Source organism: Halorubrum sp. Hd13, assembly GCF_002252755.1.
Taxonomy (GTDB): Archaea; Halobacteriota; Halobacteria; order Halobacteriales; family Haloferacaceae; genus Halorubrum.
Genome location: NZ_NHOY01000119.1, coordinates 1 through 692, shown reverse-complemented (window position 1 = coordinate 692; position 692 = coordinate 1). Strand labels below are relative to the sequence as shown.

At 50.1% G+C, this 692-nt stretch carries 1 protein-coding gene; it reads left to right on the top strand.

All coding sequences use genetic code 11. The features are described 5' to 3' along the window. Positions 1-46 precede the first annotated feature (46 nt). The gene (locus DJ81_RS16545; protein WP_094527221.1) at positions 47-685 is read left to right on the top strand and encodes an IS6 family transposase; all 639 of its coding nucleotides are present in this window, start codon (positions 47-49) and stop codon (positions 683-685) included. The last annotated feature ends 7 nt before the right edge of the window (positions 686-692 follow it).

The following is a 692-nucleotide window of genomic DNA, read 5'->3' as shown; positions in this document are numbered from 1 at the left end:
GGTGATGTTAAGTTAAGAATGAGGCGGTCGACGTTTCGAGTGCTCTATGCCCAAAAGCGACCGCCTCACCGGCTGTACTGATTGGATAGACTTGGAGTTTGTGGAGCGAGAGCGGACACCCCACGAGGTCATTGAAACCGGTATTCAACTCCATCTTGCTGGCCTATCACTTTCGAATACCAGACAGTATCTTGAGAGGTTGGGTGTCGAGCGAAGCCGGACAGCTATTCACAACTGGATTCAAAAGGCCGATTTACAGCCAGCTGACGGGGCAAGCCCGAATCGTGTTGCGGTCGACGAGACTGCGATTCAGATCAACTCAGATAGATTCTGGCTGTATGCTGCCGTCGATCCTCGCACAAATCAATTCCTTCACGTTGACGTATTTCCTGTCCAAAACCAACAATTTACCCTGGTGTTTCTCCGCGATCTCAGAGAGAAACACCACGTTGAGGATGCGGTCTTTCTCGTTGATGCTGCCGGACATCTTACAGCTGCGCTCTCACGAATCTCGCTCCGATTTCGAATCACTCGTCATGGAAATCGGAATGCCATCGAACGTATCTTTAGAGAAGTAAAACGAAGAACCTCTTCGTTTTCAAATACGTTTAGAAATGCGGAGCCGATGGCAGTAGAATCGTGGCTCCGAGCCTTCGCCGTCTGCTGGAACCGATGCTTAAGTTAACACGACC

What these genes read in the sequence shown, in the direction of transcription:
- DJ81_RS16545 (WP_094527221.1), top strand. Translation starts at nt 47, where the DNA reads ATGCCCAAAAGCGACCGCCTCACCGGCTGTACTGATTGGATAGACTTG.